The 18189-nt window shown below is 42.0% G+C and carries 18 protein-coding genes; 12 read left to right on the forward strand and 6 right to left on the reverse strand.

The window, feature by feature from the left end; translation table 11 throughout:
• Positions 1-129 precede the first annotated feature (129 nt).
• From AC1DRQ_RS23850 to AC1DRQ_RS23860, 3 genes are all read right to left on the reverse strand, one after another.
• Positions 130-918 carry a copper homeostasis protein CutC gene (locus AC1DRQ_RS23850; RefSeq protein WP_477427491.1) on the reverse strand — a complete coding sequence of 263 codons (789 nt, stop codon included), beginning with the start codon at positions 916-918 and terminating at the stop codon, positions 130-132.
• A gap of 92 nt (positions 919-1010) precedes the next feature.
• Complete coding sequence (locus tag AC1DRQ_RS23855) at positions 1011-2021, reverse strand: glycosylasparaginase (protein ID WP_477427493.1); 1011 nt, start codon at positions 2019-2021, stop codon at positions 1011-1013.
• Between the two features lie 59 nt (positions 2022-2080).
• Entirely contained in the window at positions 2081-2497 is a 417-nt protein-coding gene (locus tag AC1DRQ_RS23860) for a putative signal transducing protein (protein WP_477427495.1), read from the reverse strand.
• Between the two features lie 56 nt (positions 2498-2553).
• On the opposite strand from AC1DRQ_RS23860, the gene AC1DRQ_RS23865 reads away from it, so the two are divergent.
• The 4 genes from AC1DRQ_RS23865 (at position 2554) to AC1DRQ_RS23880 (ending at position 5035) form a co-directional block, all read left to right on the forward strand.
• Positions 2554-3504 carry a helix-turn-helix transcriptional regulator gene (locus AC1DRQ_RS23865; protein WP_477427497.1) on the forward strand — a complete coding sequence of 317 codons (951 nt, stop codon included), beginning with the start codon at positions 2554-2556 and terminating at the stop codon, positions 3502-3504.
• A gap of 111 nt (positions 3505-3615) precedes the next feature.
• A complete protein-coding gene (locus AC1DRQ_RS23870) occupies positions 3616-4053 on the forward strand; it encodes an EVE domain-containing protein (protein WP_477427499.1) in 438 nt (145 codons plus the stop codon).
• A 9-nt stretch (positions 4054-4062) separates the two neighbouring features.
• Positions 4063-4485 carry an SRPBCC family protein gene (locus AC1DRQ_RS23875; protein WP_477427501.1) on the forward strand — a complete coding sequence of 141 codons (423 nt, stop codon included), beginning with the start codon at positions 4063-4065 and terminating at the stop codon, positions 4483-4485.
• A gap of 94 nt (positions 4486-4579) precedes the next feature.
• Positions 4580-5035: a GyrI-like domain-containing protein gene (locus AC1DRQ_RS23880; protein ID WP_477427503.1), complete on the forward strand. Its 456-nt coding sequence runs from the start codon at positions 4580-4582 to the stop codon at positions 5033-5035.
• A 657-nt stretch (positions 5036-5692) separates the two neighbouring features.
• Here AC1DRQ_RS23880 and AC1DRQ_RS23885 read toward each other — a convergent pair.
• Together AC1DRQ_RS23885 and AC1DRQ_RS23890 are read right to left on the reverse strand one after the other, a co-directional pair.
• Positions 5693-7027 carry a dihydroorotase gene (locus AC1DRQ_RS23885; protein WP_477427505.1) on the reverse strand — a complete coding sequence of 445 codons (1335 nt, stop codon included), beginning with the start codon at positions 7025-7027 and terminating at the stop codon, positions 5693-5695.
• Between the two features lie 129 nt (positions 7028-7156).
• Positions 7157-7735: a hypothetical protein gene (locus AC1DRQ_RS23890; protein WP_477427507.1), complete on the reverse strand. Its 579-nt coding sequence runs from the start codon at positions 7733-7735 to the stop codon at positions 7157-7159.
• 112 nt (positions 7736-7847) lie between these two features.
• On the opposite strand from AC1DRQ_RS23890, the gene AC1DRQ_RS23895 reads away from it, so the two are divergent.
• The 8 genes from AC1DRQ_RS23895 (at position 7848) to AC1DRQ_RS23930 (ending at position 17513) form a co-directional block, all read left to right on the forward strand.
• Positions 7848-9197, forward strand: coding sequence for a DEAD/DEAH box helicase (locus tag AC1DRQ_RS23895; protein WP_429395865.1), 1350 nt, complete (start codon positions 7848-7850; stop codon positions 9195-9197).
• Between the two features lie 121 nt (positions 9198-9318).
• Positions 9319-9585, forward strand: a complete 267-nt coding sequence (locus AC1DRQ_RS23900; RefSeq protein WP_429395868.1) for a hypothetical protein — start codon at positions 9319-9321, stop codon at positions 9583-9585.
• Positions 9586-9712: 127 nt separating this feature from the next.
• On the forward strand, positions 9713-10042 hold the full coding sequence (gldC, locus tag AC1DRQ_RS23905) for a gliding motility protein GldC (RefSeq protein WP_429395871.1): 330 nt from the start codon (positions 9713-9715) through the stop codon (positions 10040-10042).
• Positions 10043-10179: 137 nt separating this feature from the next.
• Positions 10180-10605 (forward strand): hypothetical protein, encoded by a 426-nt coding sequence (locus AC1DRQ_RS23910; protein WP_477427511.1) that lies wholly within the window; start codon positions 10180-10182, stop codon positions 10603-10605.
• Positions 10606-10694: 89 nt separating this feature from the next.
• Entirely contained in the window at positions 10695-14147 is a 3453-nt protein-coding gene (locus AC1DRQ_RS23915) for a response regulator (RefSeq protein WP_477427513.1), read from the forward strand.
• A gap of 1 nt (position 14148) precedes the next feature.
• Complete coding sequence (locus AC1DRQ_RS23920; RefSeq protein ID WP_477427515.1) at positions 14149-14979, forward strand: CheR family methyltransferase; 831 nt, start codon at positions 14149-14151, stop codon at positions 14977-14979.
• Positions 14969-15559 (forward strand): chemotaxis protein CheB, encoded by a 591-nt coding sequence (locus AC1DRQ_RS23925; RefSeq protein WP_429395880.1) that lies wholly within the window; start codon positions 14969-14971, stop codon positions 15557-15559. The genes AC1DRQ_RS23920 and AC1DRQ_RS23925 overlap by 11 nt, the downstream gene beginning before the upstream one ends.
• 25 nt (positions 15560-15584) lie before the next feature.
• On the forward strand, positions 15585-17513 hold the full coding sequence (locus AC1DRQ_RS23930; RefSeq protein ID WP_429395882.1) for a hybrid sensor histidine kinase/response regulator: 1929 nt from the start codon (positions 15585-15587) through the stop codon (positions 17511-17513).
• 1 nt (position 17514) lies between these two features.
• Here AC1DRQ_RS23930 and AC1DRQ_RS23935 read toward each other — a convergent pair whose 3' ends face one another.
• A complete protein-coding gene (locus tag AC1DRQ_RS23935) occupies positions 17515-18000 on the reverse strand; it encodes a methylated-DNA--[protein]-cysteine S-methyltransferase (RefSeq protein ID WP_477427518.1) in 486 nt (161 codons plus the stop codon).
• Between the last annotated feature and the right edge of the window lie 189 nt (positions 18001-18189).

An 18189-nucleotide genomic window follows, 5' to 3' on the forward strand; every position in this document is an offset into this window, starting at 1 on the left:
GGTTATACGAATGCAAGGATGAAGAGCTCTACGCTCAGAATGACAAGGTGGTGAAAAAGATTGCTTCGTGCCTTACAGCGATGACATGGTTTTTCTTATTTCTTGATTCTAATCTCTTATTTCTCAAAATCAACTATTTGCCAATCTAACCAACTCACGCACCCTGCCCACATCGGTAATATCAATGCTATATTCATCACCGGATGCATTACCCATTAAAATATGGTTTTGGTACTGCATTTTGCTTTGTATCTGGGTACGGGCTGATGAATGCACTTCGCTCACCCCGGTAAAATGAACAATATCGGCTACGTTTGCTTCGCTTACACCGCTGCCCGGCATGATGCTAAGGCGACCGGCGGCTTTTTCAACCAGCTTATTGATGGCGGTTGCGCCTTCAATAGCGGTGGTTTTTCCGCCCGAAGTTAATATGCGCTCGCAACCTATCTCAATAATGTCATCAAGGGCCTGTAACTGATCGGCACACATATCAAATGCCCGGTGAAAGGTAACACCTAATCCCCATTGTTTAGCCAGGCGCACCATTTCAAGGCAGCGTTCTTTATCAATGCTGCCATCGGCATTCAACATGCCTATTACAATACCGTCGCAGCCTGCCTCAATGCAATACCTGATATCGGCAAGCATAATTTTATATTCCAGGTCGGTGTATAAAAAGTCGCCGCCACGCGGGCGTATTAAAACGTACAGTTTGATGTGCAGTAAACTGCGGGCTTGCAATATTTGACCAGGCGATGGGGTAGTGCCACCTTCTTTTAAATTTTYGCACAGCTCAACCCGTACTGCCCCGCCCTCCTGGGCAGCCAGTGCCGAGGTAACAGAGTTAGCGCAAACCTCAAGAGAAACGCCAGTAGCGTGACTCCTGGTTTGATGTTTATGTTTTGTGGGCTCACTCATTGTTTTGTTTAATTAGGGGTATTTTGCGAGTTGTTATATATAAAATCTCTACCGGCAATCAGGCAACCCGCACCCTGATCACCACACCTGTACTAAGAATAATAACTTTTTCCCTTGATCAAAAGATCCTGTTGCTGTGCATTACAAACCGCGAATGAAAAACCACTTTGTATAGCATAAGCGCCATATTCGCCTTTTTTGTTGATGGCTAAAAAGCCTACCTGTATCTTTTTGGCTATCTCGGGTTTCTTTTTAATGATGCGGTTTACTGCCTCTTTACAAGCATCCTCTGGCGATAGGCCCTGGCGCATCAGTTCAACCACCAAAAAGCTGCCCACATTACGTATCACCTCTTCGCCCACACCGGTTGATGTGGCGCCGCCAACTTCATTATCTATATATAGACCAGCGCCAATAATGGGGCTATCACCCACACGGCCGTGCAGTTTAAATGCCATACCACTGGTAGTACATCCGCCTGATATATTGCCTTTGGCATCAATAGCCAGCATACCAATGGTATCGTGGTTGTATTTGTCGCCGGGTTTTTGACCGTTCTCAATATTCATTACCGGGCTGTATTTGGCTGTTTTAAGCCATTCTTTCCATATTTTTTCTGATTCGGGAGTTAGCAGTTTTTCTTTCTTCATACCCTGCTCAACGGCAAATTGGGTAGCGCCCTCACCAACCAGCATTACATGCGGGGTTTTTTCCATCACCAAACGGGCTACCGATATGGGATGGGCGATATCTTCCATGGCCGCAACCGAGCCGCAATTACCAAACTCATCCATAATACATGAATCCAAAGTTACATGCCCGTCACGATCAGGAAGACCGGTGCGGCCAACCGTATGATTGGTAATATCCTCAGCTTCCGGGATCCGGGCACCGGCTTCTATAGCATCAAGCGCGCGACCGCCGGTCGAAAGTACCTTCCATGCCCCTTTATTGGCTATAATGCCAAAATCCCAGGTTGATATTACGATGGGTAAACTGGTATCAGTGATTGATGATATTGATTTTGCTATCGCTGAATTTGACAGCGCAGCCAGCGAAGCACCGGCAGCAGATATTTGGATGAATTTACGGCGGTTATACATACCGCTAAGATAAAAAAAACGTGGAAAAAATGCCTCAATAAACTGTTTTAGCTGCGTTTTTACTCAAAATCCTGCAGGCAGTTAAAACAGTGCCAGGCTTTGGTATTATAAAACGGAAAAACAGCCGATAAAAAGGATGAAAACTTACCGGGATCGGCCGGGCCAATGTTGGTAGATGCGCAGTAAGGGCAAATGATCACGTTGTTTGATTCTTCGTCTATTTCTACATGGTCCTGGTCATGCAGATCGCCTTCGGTGGCCAGTATCTCACGGCATTTTTCAAGGTCGCGCTCAAATATTTTCAGCTTAACGCCGCCTACCGCCTGGTTGTATAACGGATTGGCGCCTATGGTGTTTTCATCAGCGATAAAACAGGGTATACCGTTATCCTCCAGCTTGGTGCGGATAATGTGTGCCAGCATAACATCATAATAGGTTTCCAGCGTTATGATCTTTTCGTCAGTTTCGTTAGCCATAGCGGTAAGTGAAATATTTAATCAAAGGTAACTTGTTTTTTGCTTAATTTGATGTCATGAACCGCATCGACCGTATTTCGGCTATTTTAATACAGCTACAATCGCGCAGGGTTGTAAAAGCTGCTGATATAGCCGAGCGTTTTAACATCAGTTTACGTACGGTATACCGCGATGTGAGGACACTGGAAGAAGCGGGCATCCCCCTTATRGGTGAGGCCGGTGTAGGTTATTCAATTATGGATGGTTACCGTTTGCCCCCCGTAATGTTTACTCGTGAAGAGGCCACCGCTTTTTTAACCGCCGAAAAGTTTGTTGAAAAGCTAACCGATTCAACAACCATGAAGCACCACCAGTCGGCCATGTATAAGGTGCGGGCCATATTAAAAACCGCCGAAAAGGATGCACTGGAAGATCTGGATGGTAGTATTGAAGTTTTAAAAAGCCATAGTCAGAAACGGGCCACCGGCAATACCGACCATATCCAGACCATACTGGACAGTATTGTACAAAAAAAGCTTTTATCTATCGATTATTTTGCCGGCCATAGCCAGGAGTTTACCAAAAGGGATGTAGAGCCTGTTGGCATTTTTTACCTCGATAGCTTTTGGCATTTAATAGCGTATTGCCGTTTACGGAATGATTACCGCGATTTCAGGATTGACAGGATAAGTAGACTGATCATTACCGACACTATATACAATAACAGCAGACACCCTACCCTGAAAGCCTATATTGCCCAAACCGCTAAAGAAAAGCAGTTGGAAACTGTAATGATCAAAGTAGACAAAGAGATAGCACATTACCTGGAGCATCAAAAATATTACAGCGGTTTTATATCAGAAAAAGCCATCGGCAACAAAATTGAAATGACCTTTTTAACCACATCAATAGAAGGTTTTGCCCGCTGGTTCATGATGTTTGGCGACCATGCCGAGATCATAAGCCCCGATCATTTAAAAGAGAAGATAAGCATCATAGCCAATGCTATCGCTCAAAAGAATAATTAACCCTCATTTTTCCTGTTGACATAGGGTTGTCATTACCCCGCGTTTAATTTGTTGAACAATGCATACAACATGTTGTTATGATAGTGTTGCGTGGTTTAACAATTAACAGAAATGAAATACTGGATAACCGTAGCTTCAAAAGATCATATAGCCCGTGGTGTTGCCGGGGGATTTATGCAGGCCAATCATGGCAAACAAGCTGCCCTGAAACGGGTACATGCCGGCGACTGGGTGCTTTTTTATTCGCCCAAACAAACCATGAACGAAACCGAACCTTGTAAGGCTTTTACGGCCATTGGGCAGGCAGCAGATGAAGAGATCTATCAGCACAAAATGAGTGACGACTTTATGCCCTGGCGCCGTAACGTAAAGTTTTACAAAAGCACCGAAACTCCCATTGTCCCCCTGGTTGATGAACTTGATTTTATACCCAATAAAAAGTTGTGGGGGTATCCTTTTCGCTTTGGTTTTTTGGAGATACCAGAGCAGGATTTTGCCCGGATAAAAGCACAAATGATAACAGGAAAACTAACCATTTTAAACAAATAAAACTGCATTATGGAAAAGCTAACATTAAACACCGAATTGAAATTTAAGGCACCCGCCGCCAAAGTATGGCAGGGCCTTACCGATCCTGAAATGGTAAAAGCATACTTTTTTGGCACCCAATTAGACTCCAGCTGGAAGGTAGGGGAGCCCATTACTTTTAGCGGTGAATGGGATGGGAAGAAATACGAAGACCACGGAAAGATCCTGGAAATTGATCCAGGTAAATTTGTAAAATATAGTTACTGGAGCAGTATGGCAGGTACCGATGACAAGCCCGAAAACTACGCCAATATCTCCTATGCACTGTCTGAAAATAATGGCGAAACAACCCTGCATATTACCCAGGACAATATTAAAAATCAGGAAGCAAAGGAGCATTCAGAACAAAATTGGAAGGGTGTTTTTGAAGGATTACGAAAAATGATTGAGTAATAATTAACTTAATTTAATTATTTATATAATCTTTGTAATAAATTGATGTAAAATTATTTATATAGAGATATAACAAATAGTGATAACCTGAATTATGGATACAATTGATATAAAAGGCTTCTTTTTGGTGGGCATTTCGGTACGCACCACAAATGCCAACGGACAATCGGCAAAGGATATTGGTGAGCTTTGGGAGCGGTTTATGGATGAGGGTATTTTGCTGCAAATTGTGAACAGGATAAACGATGATGTTTACTGTGTTTACACAGATTACGAAAGCGACCAAAATGGTTTTTATACAACAGTACTGGGTTGCCGGGTAAACTCGCCTGATAACATACCAGTTGGCTTGATCAGCCTGATTGTAGCCCCGGGCACCTATTTGAAGTATACCGCAAAAGGCCGCTTACCTGATTGTGTAGCTGAAACCTGGCAGCATATATGGAACAGCAGTCTGAACAGGAGGTACACCGCCGACTTTGATCTTTACAGCACCAAAGCCCAAAACCCCGAAGATGCGGAGGTGGAAGTTTATGTAGGGGTGAAGTAGACAAAACCAAAAGTCATGCTGAACTTGTTTTAGCATCCCATAAGCAGGGCCATCTACATATTGGTAAGCCTGTCCCGTGGGATGCCAAAATAAATTCGGCATGACTTATTCACCGTCACACGAGGGGTAACGGAAAACCTTATAGTGTTCATATGTACACCCGTGAACGCTCATGAACACTAATCAATATCTGATAATCAAGTATTTGCATATTTAACCCTACTGACAAAACACTGTCACCACTTTCAATTTATTAAGGTATGAGTAGCTATTATTCGCTTACCAGCCAGTCAGGCATACTTACGCCAGACTGACAAACCATATTAAGCACTCGTCACACACAACAGGTGTTGGGTAGATTGTAATCCTGGTATATATCTCTCCAGTCGAGTGACCGTTATTACCAGGCCTCTGGCCTGCGAAACTGATATGAAATAACTGCGGGGGGTGAGCTCTCTTTTTGATTTGTCATCCTGAGCGATAGCGAAGGATCTATTCCGCAATTTGCATAGTTCGTGAATAGATCCTTCGTGCCTCAGGATGACAAATTTGAAGTCCCCGCCATAACACGGCTTAGTCTGTCGGGGGAGCTTCATACCTCGAAATGAGGTGTTTTTCTCATACAGAAAATTCTGTATTTTCTATTTTTTAAATTTATTAACGATTAAAATTCAAACGCTTACCAGATTTACCTTCAATTAAACTTCCGTTAGCGAAAGCGATATTTCCCGATACCAAAGTGTAAGCAATTTGCGAGCGGAAAGTGGTCCCTTCAAACGGGCTCCAGCCGCAATGGTATAAAATATTGCCTTTGTTTACGTTCCAGGGTTTGTTCAAATTCACCAGTACCAGGTCGGCCCAGTAGCCTTCGCGGATGAAACCGCGCTTATCGATCTGGAAACAGGTGGCCACGTTGTGAGCCATTTTTTCGGTTATTTGTTCCAGGCTTATTTTGTTGTGATGATACAACTCCAGCATGGCGGGCAGGGCGTGTTGTACCAACGGACCGCCCGATGGGGCCTGCAGGTAAGGCAGCTCCTTTTCGTCCAAAGTATGTGGGGCATGATCGGTAGCAATTACATCTATGTGGCCATCAAGTACGGCCTGCAAAATGGCATCTCGATCATCAATGGTTTTTACCGCCGGGTTCCATTTTATAAAGTTGCCTTTGGTTTCGTAATCCGCATCAGAAAACCACAGGTGGTGCACGCATGCTTCGGCGGTAATACGTTTATCTTTTAGCGGGGTTTTGTTATCAAATAGCTGGGTTTCCTTAGCGGTTGATATGTGCAGGATATGCAGACGGGTATTATGTTTTTTTGCCAGTTCCACTGCTAATGATGATGACAGGTAACAGGCCTCCTCGCTCCTGATCTTTGGGTGCAGCCTCACTGGTATATTTTGGCCCATCAGTTGTTTGTAATGGTTCAGGTTGCTTTGAATGGTAGCCTCGTCTTCGCAATGCACAGCGATAAGCATGGGCGATTGCGCGAAAAGGTTATCCAAAGTACGCGGATTATCAACCAGCATGTTGCCGGTCGACGAGCCCATGAACACTTTGATGCCGCAAACATTGGCGGTATCTGTACGCATTACTTCGTCGAGGTTGTCATTTGAGGCCCCCATAAAAAACGAGTAGTTGGCCAGTGAACTGCGCGAGGCTATCTCATATTTATCTTCAAGTAGTTTTTGTGTTAAGGTATTGGGTACGGTATTGGGCATTTCCATAAAAGAAGTGATGCCCCCGGCCACTGCCGCGCGTGATTCTGAACGGATATTGGCCTTATGTATTAAACCCGGTTCGCGAAAATGCACCTGATCGTCAATACAGCCGGGCAGCAAGTGCAGGCCTTCGGCGTTGATCACCTCATCGGCGGTGGTGTCAATGTTTGCATCTATACGCTCAATAAAGCCATCTTTTACCAGTACATCAGCAATGTATTGCCGACCTTCGTTAACTACGGTTGCTGATTTGATGAGGATTTTAGCCATTTTGGATTTCGGATATTCGATTTCGGATTCGATTAATTGCAGCAAATTTAAGAATAAACGCCAAAGTGAGTTCTTTAGCTTGAACTATGGATTTTGAACTAAAATATTCATCTTTAGTTCATGAAATACTTATCCTAAGGCAAAACCCTGACCTTCTAAAATTTCAGCCCCTTTTAACACACCATTTGATCCCATTTTTTTTACCGCGAGTTTATTGTGGATCTGATATTTTAGTTTGCGGGAGGTTTTTTCAATTTCGGGCCAATTCCACTTATTCGCGTCGCCCATATACGAATTGGAAGGAAGATTATGGCGTGCCAGGGCACCTTTTTGGTTAAAGTGACCGATGTGTGAACGATGCAGGTACTTGAGGTTGAAACTGGTATCAGCGCCGCCAAAATATAATTGTATCAACCCCCAACCTACTGTTGAGTATCTAAAGGTATGCCCCTGGCATTTTTTAGAATTAAGATCAACTTTTTCAAATATCGGCTCAACTTTAAACCCTGGCGACCACATCTGAAAGGTAAGGCCAAATGTTTCCTCATGCAGATTGAATTTTGCTGCTATTTCACCAATGCTTTTATACTCACTGACCTTTTGCCCATACGGCGAGCTTAGGTCAAAAATCTGCAGATCGGTTTCCTCAAAAATGAAATTTAACACATCAATTTTATCTGCTTTTGCCGCAAAAAAGTCGTAGGTCATAGTTGCCTTATTTATCTCCAATAATAACTAATTTTCAGTTTATCCTATCTCCTGATTCTCACTCCTTATCTCGCTTTTCGCCCTACTTCAACAAAAAGCCTATCTTTGCGGCATGGGTGTAACTTTTGAAGAATTTAATTTTAACCGGCAAATTTTAAACGCGATAGCCGATGCCGGTTATACCGAAGCTACGCCTATACAGCAAAAAGCCATTCCGCCAATTTTAAACGGGCAGGATGTAATGGGTATAGCACAAACCGGCACCGGTAAAACGGCGGCCTATGTGTTGCCCATTATCATGAGGCTGAAATATGCGCAGGGCGATAACCCGCGCGCGCTCATCATTTCGCCAACCCGCGAACTGGCCATGCAGATAGAAGAGAATGTAAAAACCTTCGCCGCCAATACCGATCTGCGGGTGGTGGTATTGTACGGTGGCCTGGGCCCTAAAACACAAATTGAACAGATCAATAAAGGGGTTGATATTATTGTGGCCACTCCCGGCCGCTTTATGGATATTTACCTGGCAGGCCACATCGTAACCAAAACCCTGCAGGTGCTTGTTTTGGATGAGGCCGATAAAATGATGGATATGGGCTTTATGCCCCAGATAAACCGCATACTGGAAGTGGTACCCGTTAAAAGGCAAAACCTGCTTTTTTCGGCAACCATGAGCGATAAGATCCATGAGCTATCCAATAATTTCCTGGAGTATCCAACGGTTATTGAGGTTACTCCACAGGCTACCCCGGCACAAACGGTAAACCAGCACTTGTACCATGTGCCCAACAATAAAACTAAGATAAACCTGCTCAAAAAACTGCTCGATCAGGAAGGTGATATCACCAAGCTTATCATATTTTGTAAAACCCGTGTGGCTGCCGAAGATGTGTACAAATTTTTGCTGCGTAAGTTCGGCGAAAAAGAGGTAAAGGTGTTGCATGCAAACAAAGGGCAAAATACAAGGATCAACTCCATCAATGCTTTTAAGAACGATGAGGTGAAGATCCTGGTAGCAACTGATGTGGCATCGCGCGGCATTGATGTGAGCGATGTGAGCCATGTGATCAATTTTGATGTGCCCGTGGTAATTGAGGATTATGTGCACCGCATTGGGCGTACCGGCAGGGCCCTGCAATCGGGCGAGGCCATAACCTTTTGTGGTCCGGCCGAGGAGTACTATCTTAAAAAGATAGAAAAACTGATCAAGCAAACTATCCCGGTTTCAACTATTCCGGATGATGTATTTATAGAGGAAACCGGTTACGACGAAAGACAGGAACAGAATAAAGAGATCGACATGCAAAAGCGTAAAGACGACCCTGACTTTAAAGGTGCCTTTCACGAAAAGAAAACCCTTAATCAGCGTAAAAAATTCGATGCTGCTAAAGGCAAAGCAAAATTTGGTTCAAAAGCAGGCAAAGGTGGTCCAAAAAATAAATCATTCAGAAAAAAGCATTAACAAGAGAATAAATGTGCAGATATGCAGATCTCAGATGTGCAGATGAAGCAGTAAAAGAATTTTCGCTTACTAAGAAAAAGTCACTAATTCAATAAATCACTAATTCAATAATTATTTTTGGATGAAACTCCGCATTACCCCTTTAAATTTTGCCACTACTTTTTTTATTGTGATGGCAGCTTATATTTGGATATATGGCGCCCATATTGCGGGCAGGCCACTTGAAACCTGGAGTACTACCATAGGCTGGATATTTTTACTGTTTGCTGCCGTGGTATTTTTTCTCGATCTGATATTCCGTAACTTTTTTGCCGAACTTAAAAAACTATGGATCATAGAGTCATGCTTTATTGTCCTGGTTGTTATTATATTTTTACTTGTTAAATAATGCCTTCTTGGATTCCTTTATAAAGAGGATTAGGGACATTAAAAATTACAAAAGTATTATATGCCCGTAGGTTAAAAAATAGGATACTTGCGGCTTGATAATTTGATTACTATAAAACGCATTAACAATGAAAACTGCTGAAATAAAGCTGACTGTAAACCTTGATGATAACAATGTTCCTGAAACCATTATGTGGGAATCAACCGATTCTGCCAGTAAAGAAGCATTGCCTGTAAAGTCGTTTATGCTGGCCCTTTGGGATCAAAACTATAAAAACACCCTGCGCATTGACCTTTGGACAAAAGATATGCCTGTTGATGAAATGAAACGGTTTTTTTATGAAACCCTGCAAACCATGGGTGATAGCTTTTTACGCGCCACCGGCGAAAAAAACATTGTTGAAGACCTGCGCGATTACTGTGCCCACTTTGCCGATAAAATGGAAATAAAACAATAAAACTTAACTTTAGTAATATAGGGTATCAAGTAGCCAGTATCAAGTATCAAGATAGCTTCGCAAAGCGTAGATAGCCTAAAAATAAATCTTGATACTTGATACTGACTACTTGATACTGAAAAATATCCCCTTACCTTATGCGTATTAGTTCAATTTTATCATTTGTAGGTTTTGTTTTAATTTTTGCCGGTACCTATTGCCCCTTGCTGCGCCCTTTTCATATCATGAACTGGAATGTTTATCAGCTTAACCAGCCTTATGGCCTGGTCATGTTATTGGTGGCCATAATAGGTATAGCTGCTTCATTTTTAAACCAGCCAAAAATTATCCGCGCGGCCGCGTGGGGAAGTGTGATTTTGGTGGTCATGCTGCTTATTGCAGCGCTGTTAAAAATTCACTTTGCCTTTAGTTTTATTCCCTTTCATAAGTTCGAAGCCTTTTTGGCCAGGCAAGTTAAATTTAAATGGGGATGGTATGTATTGTTTACAGGCGCTGGGCTTGCACTTGCGGGTGCTTTAAGTATCAGAAAAATTACAATTAAGGCGCCCGAAACAAACAGCTAATAAACTATTCCTTAAATGTTTATTAACCTTTTTACTAAGTAAAAAGGTTTTTTTTAAACATATTTGTACCTGATAAATAACGCGTCTACATGTTGAAATTTTCTTTTCGCCGGCAGGTATTAGCAGGCTTTGTTGTATCTATTATACTTGTTTTCGTAGTTGGTGTATTAGCCTACACCAGCATCAGACAATTAGAAGATGATACCGATTGGGTTGATCATACCCAAAAGGTAATTAAGTCGTCAAATAATTTATTGCAACATCTTACTGATGCAGAAACAGGTATGCGCGGTTATGGCGCTACCAATAATAAGGCATTTCTTGAGCCTTATAACGAAGCTTTACCCCGTATCAGTGTTGATCTGCAATCGCTCAGAGACCTAACAAAAGATAATCTGTTACAGCAAAAAAGGATAGATTCATTAACATCTATAGTCGCCGATCAGCGTAATATTCTGAAACTGAATATTGATACCCGCGAAAGCAAGGGGCTTGAATATATGGTTCAGAACAGGATGTTCCTGAACGGTAAGCAGAATATGGATCAGATCAGGACGCATATTACCCATATTATTGATACTGAAAACACGGTGCTTGCAACGCGTAAAGATAGCTCTCAAAAGGCGTCTGACGTGGCCATTATTATTATTATCGGAGGTTCTATTGTCTTTCTGATCATTATCCTGGTTCTGTTCTTTTACATACAGGCAACTTTTGATCAGCAGAAAAAGATCGAAGAGGAAATTAAAGTGGCCAACATTGAACTGGGTAAAGTACTTACCGAAAACGAGGCCAAGAACTGGCTGCTTACCGGTACCAGCCAGCTCAATGAAAAAATGCAGGGGCAACAGAGCGAAAAGGAACTGTCGGGAAATGTATTATCTGAAGTTTGTACTTATACAAAAGCGGCGGCGGGTACATTCTATTTGTTTAACGAAACGCACCAGCGCCTTGAGTTATATGCATCGTACGCGTTTCACAATCCCGATTTTATTAAAAAAACAATTCAGTTATCTGAGGGGTGGCTGGGGCAGGTAGCCCATGATCAAAAAGCCGCCGTTGTTAAGGGTAAACTGAATGATAAGCTCGATCTGGAATCGTCAGTAGTTAAGGAAACGTTAACCGAAAGTTTTATAGTTCCTTTCTTTTTTGATAAAAAAATGAAAGGGGTAATGGAAGTAGCTTATATAAATGAGCTGACATCCCATTACAGCGACTATATACTGGCTGTGGCCAATGATATAGGCATTGCTGTTAACACCGCTCAGGCGCGCACCATTATGCATGACCTGTTTGAAGAAACCCAGCAACAAGCCGAAGAACTGGAAGCGCAACAGGAAGAAATGCGCGTTACCAACGAAGAGCTGATGAACAAAACAGAAATGTTGCAGGCATCAGAAGAGGAACTGCGCGTTCAACAGGAAGAACTGCGTACCATTAACGCCGAGCTGGAAGAAAAGGCAAGTTTGCTTGAAGAAAAGAACCAGGCTATTGAACAAGCCCGTCAGGCTATTAACCTTAAAGTTGATGAGCTGGAAACCACGGGCAAATATAAATCAGAGTTTTTGGCCAACATGAGCCATGAGCTGCGTACCCCGTTAAATAGTATTTTGGTGCTGGCCCGCATACTAAAAGATAATAAGCCGGCAAACCTTTCTGAAGATCAGATAAAATATGCGAGCGTGATCTTTAACGCCGGCAATGATCTGCTTACGCTCATTAATGATATCCTTGACCTGTCCAAAATTGAATCGGGCAAGTTGGATATGCAAAATGAGCATGTTAAGGTATCTGAAATTTTGGGTGATATGGAAATGCTTTTTGCCGAAGTGGCCAGCAATAAAAAGATAAACTATACCACCAGCATCGCCAAAAATATCCCCAAAAACATATTTACCGATAAGGTAAGGGTTGAACAGGTTATTAAAAACCTGCTCTCCAACGCGTTTAAGTTTACCTCCGAGAATGGGTCAATAGCCATTAATGCAACGCTGGGCCAAAAAGAGAATACCATAAGCTTTGCTATAAAAGATTCGGGCATTGGTATACCTGCCGAAAAGCAGCGTATCATATTTGAAGCATTTCAGCAGGCAGATGGTTCAACCAGTCGCAAATACGGTGGTACAGGCCTGGGCCTGTCTATAAGCCGCGAACTGGCTTTCCTGCTTGGTGGCAGCATAAGTCTTACCAGCGAACACGGTATAGGCAGCGAGTTTGTATTAACCATCCCTTTTGAAGCTAAATCAGTGGTTGTATTTAATGATGAAGTATTACCAACGGCTCAAACATTTAATGCCGGGACCTCCTTTTTAGCGCCGGCTAAAAAACATACCCGTGAAGATAATCGCGAACCACTGGTTGTAATTGTTGAGGATGATAAGAACTTTGCCAACATATTGCAGGATTATGCCCGTGAACATGGCTATAAATCTGTTATGGTATATGAGGGCACACACGCTGTTGAAACCATAAAAGAAAATATGCCTGATGCCGTGATATTGGATATCATGTTACCCGGTAAGGACGGCTGGCAAATATTAAAAGAATTAAAGAACGGTGAGGAAACCATGCATATACCGGTACACCTGATGTCGGCAGGCGAGGCTGCTGCCAACCGTGTACGCCGCGAAGGGGCCATCAGTTTCCTTAAAAAACCGATAAATACCGAAACGCTTGATAAGCTTTTTGCTGATATCATGTTGCAAAACGGTACCAAGTTTAAGCAGATACTATTGGTTGAGGATCATAAGGCGCAAAGTCAGGCTTTAAAAGATATGATGCAGGGTCAGGGTATTACGGTTGACCAGGCATTTGATGGTGAGTCGGCTTTCAGGATGCTGCACGAAAACGAGTACCAATGTGTGATACTTGATCTGAATTTGCCTGATATATCTGGTCTGGACCTGCTTGATAAGATAAAAGAAGTTGACCGTTTTGGCGCGCTGCCCGTAATTGTAAACACCGCTATGGAGCTTGATAAAACATCGGTTAACAGACTGATGCAATACGCTAATGCCATGGTGGTAAAAACCAATAAATCTGCCGATAGGTTGATTGATGAAGTAAACTTGTTCCTGAACAAGATCAGCGAATCGACCGGCAGTAATAAACATGACGCTTCGCCATCATTTACTAAAGCAAAAATGCCAACAAAAGGCAAGGAAGCCATTAAAGGCAAAAAAGTGCTTATTGTTGATGATGATATGCGTAATATTTTTGCGCTCAGCAGCGCCCTGCAAAGCTATGACCTTATTGTTGAAATTGCCAATGACGGCGAAGAAGCCATAGCTAAACTGGAAGAGGTTCATGACATTGATATTGTATTGATGGATATCATGATGCCTAAAATGGATGGCTATGATGCCACAAGGTACATACGTAAGCAAAGCAAATGGGCCAAATTGCCAGTAATAGCTTTAACGGCTAAAGCAATGAAAGATGACCGGGAAAAATGTATTGCCGCCGGCGCCAATGATTATATTACCAAACCGGTTGATATGGACAGACTAATTTCATTGATGCAATTGTGGCTGGAAAGATAATATGAGTGATACAGCGGTTATAATAACAACCACCCAGATAACTGAACTTATTGACCTGGTAAAGCGGGTGCATGGGTTTGATTTTTCGGGTTATACAAAGGCCTCGTTAAAAAGGCGGGTTATTAGGATAATGCAACTTAAAAAACTGTCATTTTATGATCTGAAACATATTTTAGTTAATGATCAGCACTTTTTTCAGGATTTTTTAGAGGAAATTACGGTGAATGTTACTGAGATGTTTCGCGATCCGTCATTTTATAAAGCTTTAGATTTGCAGGTAATCCCTTATCTGTCAACGTATCAGCATGCCAAGGTATGGTGTGCGGGTTGTTCAACGGGTGAGGAGGTTTACTCACTGGCTATTTTACTGCGCGATGCAGGGCTAAGCAAAAAATCATTTATTTACGGTACCGATATTAATACCGAGGTACTAAAGGAGGCACGTAAGGGGATATACAGCCTTCGCAACATAAAAAGCTATGCCGAAAACTATCAGTTTACAGGCCTGAAAGGTTCAATAACAGATAATTTTACTATTTTGTATGATGCAGCATCTATACATAATGAGTTAAAGCAGAATACGTTGTTCTCGGTACATAATTTAGTGTCAGATGATGTTTTTAATGAGTTTCAATTGATCAGTTGCCGTAACGTGTTCATTTATTTTGAAACTGAGCTGCAGGAACGGATATTAGAGTTGTTTTATAAAAGTTTATGCCCACTTGGTTATTTGTGCCTGGGCAGTAAAGAAACTATACGATCTGATGTTTTTAAGAAAAAGTTCAAGGTGATCAATCAAAAAGAAAATATTTATCAAAAAATTGGGTCCTGATAAAAATTTACTCGAACGCTGGCGCACTACCGAAGTTTTATTGCTGGGTGGTTCGGCAGGTTCATTTAAACTTTTATTCCAGATGGTTAAGTTGCTGCCCGCCGATTTGGGTAAAACAGTGATCATAATTATGCACCGGAAAAGAAATTTTTTTAGCGAAATAGAGAAACTTTTTGCCGAAAACAGTCGTATGTTATTGCGGGAAATACAGGACAAGGATATTATTGAAAAGAATACGATATACATTGCCCCGGCAAACTATCATACTTTGATTGAAAGGGAAGGCTATTTTAGCCTTGATGTTTCAGAGGCGGTTTGGTATTCAAAACCATCAATTGATGTTACTTTTGAAAGCGCGGCGGAAATTTATAAAGAACGCTGCATGGCAATTTTATTATCAGGTGCAAACCAGGATGGTGCCGATGGGATGCTTAAATTAAAAAACAGTGGGGCTGTTACCATAGCGCAGCACCCAGAAGATGCAGAAATGGATGAAATGCCGGCAGCCGCTATTAATATTGGTGCTGCAGCATATATTTTAAGAACAGATGAGATATTTAAACTTTTATGCACACAGTAATTTACCCTACATTAATCAATATTAAATGACCCCAGTTAACATTCTTATTGTTGATGACCGGGAAGAAAATATAATTGCGCTTGAGGCATTACTAAAGCGTGATGATATTCGCATTTTTTCTACTACATCGCCAAATGAGGCACTTAAAATAGCCTGGGAAACACATATTGCCATTGCCCTGGTTGATGTTCAAATGCCCGAAATGGATGGTTTTGAGCTTGTTGAAATGCTTAAATCAAACCCCCGCACCCGGGATATCATGGTGATCTTTGTAACTGCCATATCAAAAGAAACCAAGTATGCGGTTAAAGGGCTCGGTACTGGTGCGGTTGATTATCTTTATAAACCACTTGATCCGTACATCACATCGGCCAAGGTTGATTCATTTGTGCACCTCGCGCGCAGCCAGGCCGAAATCAAATTAAAAAATGAAGAGCTGCAGCGCTTTGCTATTGTTGTAAAAAACTCGGCCGATATCATATGTGCTATTGATGCGCAAACACTTCGCATCAATAACATTAACCCCGCGGTTGAAAACATCATGGGTTTTAAAGCGGCCGAACTGCTTGGTAAAAGTATTGTTGACCTATCGGTTGATGCCCAACAGCAATTGTTTCGCAAAAAACTGGGCGAGATTATTAAAGACAACCTCAATTTTGCCGTTTTTGAACTGCAGTTTGAAACTTTTGATAAACGTATCATATGGGTGGAATGTCGTGCATCCTATCACAATAAAACTATTTTCCTCAACATCAGTGATATTTCTCCTCAAAAAAGTTACCAGGAGCAATTGATCAAATCAAAGGAAGATGCAGAGTATGGTAAAAAAGTAAAAGAAAACTTTTTGGCCAATATGAGCCACGAGTTGCGTACACCGGTAAATGGTATTATAGGTATAACCAGCCTGCTGCTTACAACCGATGTAAATGAGCAGCAAAAGAATATGCTTGATCTGCTTGAAACATCATCCAGATCATTACTTGGCGTTATAAATGATGTGCTTGATATTTCAAAAATAGAAGCCGGTAAGTTTAATATTGTACGCACACCAAATAATATATATGATTTAATTAAATCTGTTTTTGACCTGCTTAAATTCAGGGCTGATGAAAGCAATATTGAGTTTTTACTTGAAATAGATAATAACGTACCTCAAAACCTGATGGTTGATTCGCTCAGGCTTAACCAGATCCTGATGAACCTGCTGAGTAATGCTATCAAATTTACGCCAAGAGGTTATGTAAAGCTTAAGGTATCGGTAATGCAAAAACATAACGATAGGGTTAGGCTCAAATATAGCGTTGAAGATTCGGGCATTGGCGTGCCTGCAGACAGGCTAAACAAAATTTTTGATTCATTTGAACAGGCCGAAGAAGATACCGGAAACAAATACGGTGGCACCGGACTTGGTTTAACCATTGTTAAAAAACTGGCCGAACTTAAAGGGGGCGAATTGGTGGTGACCAGCCAGTTGGGCAGGGGAAGTATATTTAACTTTATAAACTGGCACACCATTGCTGCTAAACCAACAGGAAAAATGAGCGATAAGTCTGATAAAGTGCTTAGCCCTTTTAATAATATCAGCGTTTTGGTTGCTGAAGATAATATGGTAAACCAATTTATGCTGTCGAAAATGTTAAAGAACTGGAACATTGATGCTGAAATAGTTGACAACGGTCGCAAAGCAATTGATAAGTTAACCGCTAAAAACTATGACCTCATTTTAATGGATACACACATGCCCGAAATGAACGGTTATGAAGCTGCCAAAACCATACGTGTTGATTTTGAAGAGCCCAAAAGAAGTATACCTATCATATCGCTTTCGGCATCGTCATTTGGCCATGAGCAGGAACAAGCCCTGGCTGCAGGGATGAATGATGTGCTTGCAAAACCATTTCAGCCTTATCAGCTGCACGAGAAAATGAGCCGTTTGCTAAAGGTAGAAGCTTAAATTAAAAGTCGAGCTTTGTTTGCCCAATGCCGAGTGTACGAGCTTCATGCTCCAGCAGCCACTGTTTGCGCCAAAGGCCGCCTGCATAACCGGTTAAGCTACCATCAGAACCAATAACCCGGTGGCAAGGCACTACTATCCATAAACTATTTTTGCCATTTGCGGCTGCTATGGCCCTTATGGCCAGGGGGCTATTCATTTGATTTGATTGCTGAGCATAACTGATAGTGCTCCCATACTTTATCTGTAGCAATTGTTCCCATACCTGTTGCTGAAAAGATGTACCCTGCTGCTTAATAGGTATATCAAATGTTTTCCTTGAGCCCGCAAAGTATTCATCCAGCTGTGTTATAGCCGTTTGTAAAAGCGGGGTAGACGGGGATGTTACCTCGTGTTCTTCGTCTAAAGCCGAAATAGAAGAGATATAACCCTCATCTTCGGTAATGCGGGCTATGCCCACTGGCGTGCGATGATAAACAACAGGCATTGGTTTTTAATTTTTGCAGGTTGATGATAAGCTGCCGGCAGCTTTATAATTCCATTCAAAATTAATGTAATAGCCCCAATCAAACAAATGAACTGCGGAACAATTATGTTCGGCAGGGTCTCCTAATGGGGAGACTGCGATATTTTCACTTTCAACAGTCTATGAGTTCCTTTAGGGAGTCTTGTAAAC

Source organism: Mucilaginibacter sp. P4_E8 (assembly GCF_056401495.1).

What these genes read in the sequence shown, in the direction of transcription:
- AC1DRQ_RS23920 (WP_477427515.1), top strand. Translation starts at nt 14,149, where the DNA reads ATGAGTGATACAGCGGTTATAATAACAACCACCCAGATAACTGAACTT.
- AC1DRQ_RS23870 (WP_477427499.1), top strand. Translation starts at nt 3,616, where the DNA reads ATGAAATACTGGATAACCGTAGCTTCAAAAGATCATATAGCCCGTGGT.
- AC1DRQ_RS23855 (WP_477427493.1), bottom strand. Translation starts at nt 2,021, where the DNA reads ATGTATAACCGCCGTAAATTCATCCAAATATCTGCTGCCGGTGCTTCG.
- AC1DRQ_RS23900 (WP_429395868.1), top strand. Translation starts at nt 9,319, where the DNA reads ATGAAACTCCGCATTACCCCTTTAAATTTTGCCACTACTTTTTTTATT.
- AC1DRQ_RS23910 (WP_477427511.1), top strand. Translation starts at nt 10,180, where the DNA reads ATGCGTATTAGTTCAATTTTATCATTTGTAGGTTTTGTTTTAATTTTT.
- gldC (WP_429395871.1), top strand. Translation starts at nt 9,713, where the DNA reads ATGAAAACTGCTGAAATAAAGCTGACTGTAAACCTTGATGATAACAAT.
- AC1DRQ_RS23895 (WP_429395865.1), top strand. Translation starts at nt 7,848, where the DNA reads ATGGGTGTAACTTTTGAAGAATTTAATTTTAACCGGCAAATTTTAAAC.
- AC1DRQ_RS23890 (WP_477427507.1), bottom strand. Translation starts at nt 7,735, where the DNA reads ATGACCTACGACTTTTTTGCGGCAAAAGCAGATAAAATTGATGTGTTA.
- AC1DRQ_RS23875 (WP_477427501.1), top strand. Translation starts at nt 4,063, where the DNA reads ATGGAAAAGCTAACATTAAACACCGAATTGAAATTTAAGGCACCCGCC.
- AC1DRQ_RS23860 (WP_477427495.1), bottom strand. Translation starts at nt 2,497, where the DNA reads ATGGCTAACGAAACTGACGAAAAGATCATAACGCTGGAAACCTATTAT.
- AC1DRQ_RS23935 (WP_477427518.1), bottom strand. Translation starts at nt 18,000, where the DNA reads ATGCCTGTTGTTTATCATCGCACGCCAGTGGGCATAGCCCGCATTACC.
- AC1DRQ_RS23930 (WP_429395882.1), top strand. Translation starts at nt 15,585, where the DNA reads ATGACCCCAGTTAACATTCTTATTGTTGATGACCGGGAAGAAAATATA.
- AC1DRQ_RS23885 (WP_477427505.1), bottom strand. Translation starts at nt 7,027, where the DNA reads ATGGCTAAAATCCTCATCAAATCAGCAACCGTAGTTAACGAAGGTCGG.
- AC1DRQ_RS23915 (WP_477427513.1), top strand. Translation starts at nt 10,695, where the DNA reads ATGTTGAAATTTTCTTTTCGCCGGCAGGTATTAGCAGGCTTTGTTGTA.
- AC1DRQ_RS23880 (WP_477427503.1), top strand. Translation starts at nt 4,580, where the DNA reads ATGGATACAATTGATATAAAAGGCTTCTTTTTGGTGGGCATTTCGGTA.